The 6000-nt window shown below is 41.9% G+C and carries 5 protein-coding genes and 1 pseudogene; 1 reads left to right on the plus strand and 5 read right to left on the minus strand.

Annotated elements, in window-relative coordinates:
- Positions 1-77 precede the first annotated feature (77 nt).
- The 4 genes from glmM to rlmE form a co-directional block, all read right to left on the minus strand.
- The gene (gene glmM / locus G337_RS0109735; protein WP_028863716.1) at positions 78-1409 is read right to left on the minus strand and encodes a phosphoglucosamine mutase; all 1332 of its coding nucleotides are present in this window, start codon (positions 1407-1409) and stop codon (positions 78-80) included.
- Positions 1410-1434: 25 nt separating this feature from the next.
- Positions 1435-2265, minus strand: a complete 831-nt coding sequence (folP, locus tag G337_RS0109740; protein WP_028863717.1) for a dihydropteroate synthase — start codon at positions 2263-2265, stop codon at positions 1435-1437.
- Positions 2266-2334: 69 nt separating this feature from the next.
- Positions 2335-4236, minus strand: a complete 1902-nt coding sequence (ftsH, locus tag G337_RS0109745; RefSeq protein ID WP_028863718.1) for an ATP-dependent zinc metalloprotease FtsH — start codon at positions 4234-4236, stop codon at positions 2335-2337.
- A 155-nt stretch (positions 4237-4391) separates the two neighbouring features.
- A complete protein-coding gene (rlmE, locus tag G337_RS0109750; RefSeq protein ID WP_028863719.1) occupies positions 4392-5045 on the minus strand; it encodes a 23S rRNA (uridine(2552)-2'-O)-methyltransferase RlmE in 654 nt (217 codons plus the stop codon).
- Positions 5046-5271: 226 nt separating this feature from the next.
- Here rlmE and yhbY point away from each other — a divergent pair, with 226 nt between their 5' ends.
- A complete protein-coding gene (gene yhbY, locus G337_RS0109755; protein WP_028863720.1) occupies positions 5272-5568 on the plus strand; it encodes a ribosome assembly RNA-binding protein YhbY in 297 nt (98 codons plus the stop codon).
- Positions 5569-5655: 87 nt separating this feature from the next.
- Here the strand turns inward: yhbY and G337_RS0109760 are convergent.
- Positions 5656-6000: pseudogene (locus tag G337_RS0109760) on the minus strand (IS4 family transposase); the annotation flags it as partial.

The following is a 6000-nucleotide window of genomic DNA, read 5'->3' on the forward strand; positions in this document are numbered from 1 at the left end:
GTTTAACCCCGGCACTCATCAGCCGGGTTGACAAAGGCAAAAAACACATATTTTCATTTCCACTTGTGATTTATCTATTAAGCTTTTACTTTATCAGCAATCGCCTGAGCATAACCGCGAACAACTTCTTCTTTGTCATCGGCTTCTACCATTACCCTGAATACCGGTTCTGTACCTGACTTACGCAGTAATACCCGGCCGCGCTCGCCTAATAAGTCTTCAATACGCTTCTGCTCTGCAAGGATATCTTTATCCTGCAGAGGATCAATTTCATTATTAAAGCGTACATTAACTAAAACCTGCGGGTATTTTTTCATCCCCTGACGCAGTTCATGCAGTGTCATACGACTGCCCTGCATAGCGCTCATCACCTGCAGACCAGAAACAATACCGTCGCCAGTCGGTAGAAGATCGGAACAGATAACATGCCCGGAATTCTCTGCGCCGATACACCAGTTATTTTTGTTCATTAACTCCATAACGTGGCGGTCACCAACATCTGAACGTTCAAAGGGAATACCTAAAGTTTTTAACGCCTGCTCTAAACCAAGATTAGACATTTTAGTACCGACTGCGCCGCCTTTAAGCGTACCGGTACGCAGCTTATCGCGGGCAATAATATACAGCAGCTCATCACCATCTAAAATATAACCGGTATGATCCACCATCATCACACGGTCGCCGTCACCGTCAAATGCGATACCATAATCTGCTTTTTCTTTAACAACACGCTCAGCTAATGCCTGCATACTGGTTGCACCGCAGTTTAGATTGATGTTTACGCCGTTCGGCTCAACACCCATAGAGATAACTTTAGCGCCAAGCTCATTTATAACTAAAGGCGCAATATGGTAAGTCGCACCGTTGGCACAATCGACCACTATTTTCAAACCGCTGAGATCGTATTTAGTCGGGAAGGTACTTTTACAAAATTCAATATAACGCCCGGCAGCATCTTCAATACGGTAGGCTTTACCTAACTGGCTTGAATCAACACATTTCAGCTCTTTGTCAATTTCAGCTTCAATTTCCAGCTCAACCTGCTCGGATAACTTAGTACCTTTGTCGGAGAAAAACTTAATACCGTTATCATAATAAGGGTTATGCGATGCACTGATCACGATACCGGCAGTTGCTCGGAAAGTATGAGTTAAATAAGCAACAGCAGGAGTCGGCATAGGCCCCATTAATACAGGGCGCAGTCCGGCAGCCGTTAAACCGGCCTGCAGTGCGGCTTCCAGCATATAACCGGAAATACGCGGATCTTTACCAATTAATACTTTTTTTGAACCTGACTTAGCTAAAACACGACCGGCAGCCCAGCCCAGCTTTAAAGCAAACTCAGGCGTAATTAAAGAGGCGCCGACTTTACCGCGAATGCCGTCAGTACCAAAATATTTTTTCTTCATGGTTTTCTCTTCTTGTAAAAATGTATTATTTAAATGAATTAACTGCTTGTAAAACTTTGATGACATCAACGGTTTCCGCAACATCATGTACCCTAATGATCTGCGAGCCCTGCTGCATCGCAATCATCGCGCCCGCAAGACTGCCTGCCAGACGCGTATTTATATCACGATTTAATAATTGACCAAACATTGATTTTCTAGAAACTCCTGTGAGAACAGGAAATCCTAACTCTACAAAGCTTCTGGTAGCGCCAAGCAGCTCAAAATTATGCTCAAGCTGCTTTCCGAAACCAAAACCCAGATCAAGTATGATATTGTCTTTATTCATACCGTTTTCGATGCACAACTGCGCGCGCTTTAATAAAAAGCTTTTCACCTGCTCAACCACATTATCGTATTGCGGTGCGCTCTGCATCGACCTAGGCTGTCCCTGCATATGCATTAGACAAACCGGCACATCCGCTTTTACTGCAGCCAGCAGTGCGCCATCTTCACGCAGCGCCCGCACATCGTTAATCAGATCTGCTCCCGCATTTACAGCTTCCTGCATCACTTGCGCTTTACTAGTGTCAATCGAAATCCAGCAGTCTAAATTTTTATTTATTTTCTCGATAACCGGTATAACCCGGTCTAACTCCTGCTGAAGAGCGACATCAGAGGCGCCTGGACGGGTCGATTCTCCACCGATATCAATAATAGCAGCGCCCTGCTCAACCATCTCAGCAGCTTGTTTTAAAGCGTCATTTTTATCAGCAAAACGACCGCCGTCGGAGAAGGAGTCAGGTGTCACATTTAATATGCCCATCACCTTAGGCACACTTAAATCCAGTATTTTATTTCTACTCTGCAGCTGCATTTTATTCTCCATAAAAAAAACCTAAGCAAGCTTAGGTTTTTTATTAATTCGTATCACACCGTTCAGCGTTTACTGTTCGTCTTTTTTCTCTTCACTTTCAACAATAACTGCTTCTTCAGTGTCTTCTTTTTCAACAGATTCAGCTTTAGTTTCCACCTCAACTTCATCAGTCCAGTCTGACGGTGCGCGCACCTCTACACGTGCCATTAAATCATCTACTTGTGCTGTGTCAATGGTTTCAAACTTCATTAATGCATCTTTCATAGCATGCAGAATATCAATGTTATCAGTTAATATTTTTTCTGCACGCCCGTAGTTATTCTCAATGATAGATTTAACTTCATCATCAATAATTTTACCCGTTTCATGAGAGACAACGTTCGAACGTAATGTATTTGAGTCAGCTGCTAATAGAATAGGTCCTAATTTATCAGAGAACCCCCATTCTGTAACCATTGCACGGGCAATAGATGAAGCCTGTTTAATATCCTGCGACGCACCTGTAGAAACTTTACCTTTACCGTAAATCAGTTCTTCTGCAATTCGGCCGCCGTACGCCACTGAAATACTGCTTTCTAATTCAGTACGATTCTGGCTGATCTGATCACCTTCAGGTAAAAACTGCGTTACACCTAATGCACGTCCGCGCGGAATAATAGTCACTTTATGAATTGGATGATGCTGAGGTACCAGCTTCGCAACAATTGCATGTCCGGCTTCATGATAAGCTGTTGACTCTTTATCTTCTTCACGCATCACTAGACTGCGGCGTTCGGCCCCCATTAAGATCTTATCACGCGCTTGTTCAAAATCTTCTTTAGTTACAGTACGTTTGTTACCACGAGCAGCAAAAAGAGCAGCTTCATTAACTAAGTTCGCAAGATCTGCACCGGAGAAACCAGGCGTACCACGTGCTAGAACATTAGCTTTAACATCTTCACATAGCGGAACTTTGCGCATATGAACATTTAAAATCTGTTCACGGCCGCGTACATCCGGTAAACCGACAACAACTTGACGGTCAAAACGTCCAGGACGTAATAGAGCAGCATCAAGTACATCTGGACGGTTAGTTGCGGCAATAACGATAATACCTTCATTACCTTCAAAACCATCCATTTCAACTAACAGCTGATTTAATGTCTGCTCACGTTCATCATTACCGCCGCCGACACCGGCACCACGCTGACGACCAACCGCATCAATCTCATCAATAAAAACGATACACGGCGCTGATTTCTTTGCCTGTTCGAACATATCACGTACACGAGATGCACCGACACCAACAAACATTTCTACAAAGTCAGAGCCTGAAATAGCAAAGAAAGGTACTTTTGCTTCACCGGCAATCGCTTTTGCCAGTAAGGTTTTACCTGTACCAGGAGGACCCACTAACAAGACACCAGTAGGAATACGCCCGCCCAGCTTCTGGAATTTTGAAGAATCTTTTAAATAATCAACTAACTCTTTAACATCTTCTTTAGCTTCATCACAGCCGGCTACATCTGTAAAAGTTGTTTTGATCTGGTCTTCACCCATCAGTTTAGCTTTACTCTTACCAAACGACATTGCACCGCCTTTACCGCCGCCCTGCATATTACGCATAAAGAACACCCATACGCCGATCAGCAGCAGCATAGGGAACCAGGAAACAAAAATAGAAGCTAGGAAACTTGTTTCTTCCGGCGGAATACCTTCAACCTGAACATTGTGTTTGATTAAATCATTTAACAGATCCAGATCCGGTGCTGGAATATAAGTAACAAAAGGCGTCTGATTACTTTTCAGCCCTTTAATTACCTGCCCGTCAATCTTAACCTGCTGAATCTGTCCCTGGCTGACTTCTTTGACGAATGTTGTGTAGTCCATTTGGGAACTTTTCCCTTCCTCTGCCCCAAACCCCTGGAATAGAGACATCAATACTACTGCGATGACTAGCCACAATATCAGGTTTTTTGCCATGTCGTTCAAGATGTAAACCTCATGTTAATTAATATAAATTTCTTAGTAGACTACTACAGTTTAAAAAGCGTCGCTACTAAATATGTTTAGTACAGATAAGCCGCATCACTAATAGTTTCACCAGCATGTAAATATCTGCTTGTTACAGCTTAAAAAATAACTTTCTACGGTTTAAATCCCGTTGCAACTAAATAAACTTCACGCGAACGTGAACGGGAAGAATCGGGTTTACGTGTTTTCACTGTTTTAAACACTTTACGCACCTCTCCCATAAACGCTTCAAAGTCAGCGCCCATAAATACTTTTACAATAAAACTGCCGTCTTTAACTAAAACATCACGACACATATCTAGTGCCAGTTCAACTAAATACATTGATTTAGGCTGATCAATAGCGGCACTGCCGGTCATATTCGGCGCCATATCAGAAAGAACAACATCAACTTTATTGTCACCGATACGCTTTAACAGCGCATTTAAAACACTCTCTTCACGAAAATCACCCTGTAAAAAATCAACGCCGGCAATTGAATCCATCGATAAAATATCACAGGCAATCACTTTACCGTTTAAACCAACCGTATCAACAGCCCACTGCGACCAGCTGCCGGGAGCGGCTCCCAGATCAACAACCGTCATACCGGAACGAATTAATTTGTCTTTTTTATTGATCTCATCAAGTTTAAAAACCGCGCGTGAACGTAAACCTTTTTTATTGGCTTCTTTAACATAAAAATCATTTACGTGTTCCTGCATCCAGCGTTTTGAGCTCGCAGATGCTGTTTTTTTAAGACGATTTGAATTATCGCTTTTAGACATTAGTGTGTTCCTTAAAATTTTATCGCAACTGTATTATACCCAATAAATCTGCATACAGGGTGCAGCATAGTAAAACAGCCGACAGAAGCCCCTCTCAGCGCGGCTGAAATATCATTTTATTAATACAGTTATTCTTCTAATTGGTGATAAATAACAATCCAAATAGTAAAGGTTAATATTTAAGGGTAGAATGAACCGTTTTCAACCCTTAATGAAAGAAATTTGCATGAAATTATCCAATAAACAAAAGAAGCACCTGAAAGGTCTTGCTCACAGTTTAAAACCTGTTGTTCTACTTGGCCAGAACGGCCTGACTGAAGGCGTATTAGCAGAAATAGAGAATGCCCTTAACTTTCACGAATTAATCAAAGTAAAAATTGCTACTGATGATCGTGAAGTTAAACAGTTAATTATTGATGCAATTGTTCGTGAGACAGAAGCACTTAATATTGCCAAAATTGGTCATATAGTGGTTTTATTCCGCCAAAGCGACAATAAAAAAATAGAATTACCGCGTAAATAATTTTATTCCAAGCAGCTAGTGCAGAGAATACAAATATAGAGCGTTTAGTTCATAAAAAAGCCCAGTTTTCACTGCAATGCCGTTCGGTTAAGCAATTTTAGGCTTATATCTTAACGGGTACCTTGATGGTATATAAAGCACTGAACGTGGAAACGTTCGGTGTTTTCTTTTTTTAGGCAAGATAAAATGCTTAACATCTTCGCGCATAAGCTGTAATTTTTTCGGAATTGTGCCGTTACCTGAGAGTGCATATCCGCGGATCTGCATATCTATAATGCAAATAGCTGATGTAAAGCTAACTCGGGTAGGCTCGACCTTTGCTTCTTGGGCTATATGTACCATTTCAAGTCGGATCAAGTTATACCCAAGTAATACTCCCCATAACTCCTGCCTTACCCCTTCTGGAAAACGACTACGCAATGTTATCTCACC

It is taken from the genome of Psychromonas aquimarina ATCC BAA-1526, assembly GCF_000428725.1.
Taxonomy (GTDB): Bacteria; Pseudomonadota; Gammaproteobacteria; order Enterobacterales; family Psychromonadaceae; genus Psychromonas; species Psychromonas aquimarina.

Coding starts and splice junctions, on each gene's coding strand:
- glmM (WP_028863716.1), bottom strand. CDS start 1,409: ATGAAGAAAAAATATTTTGGTACTGACGGCATTCGCGGTAAAGTCGGC.
- folP (WP_028863717.1), bottom strand. CDS start 2,265: ATGCAGCTGCAGAGTAGAAATAAAATACTGGATTTAAGTGTGCCTAAG.
- rlmE (WP_028863719.1), bottom strand. CDS start 5,045: ATGTCTAAAAGCGATAATTCAAATCGTCTTAAAAAAACAGCATCTGCG.
- yhbY (WP_028863720.1), top strand. CDS start 5,272: ATGAAATTATCCAATAAACAAAAGAAGCACCTGAAAGGTCTTGCTCAC.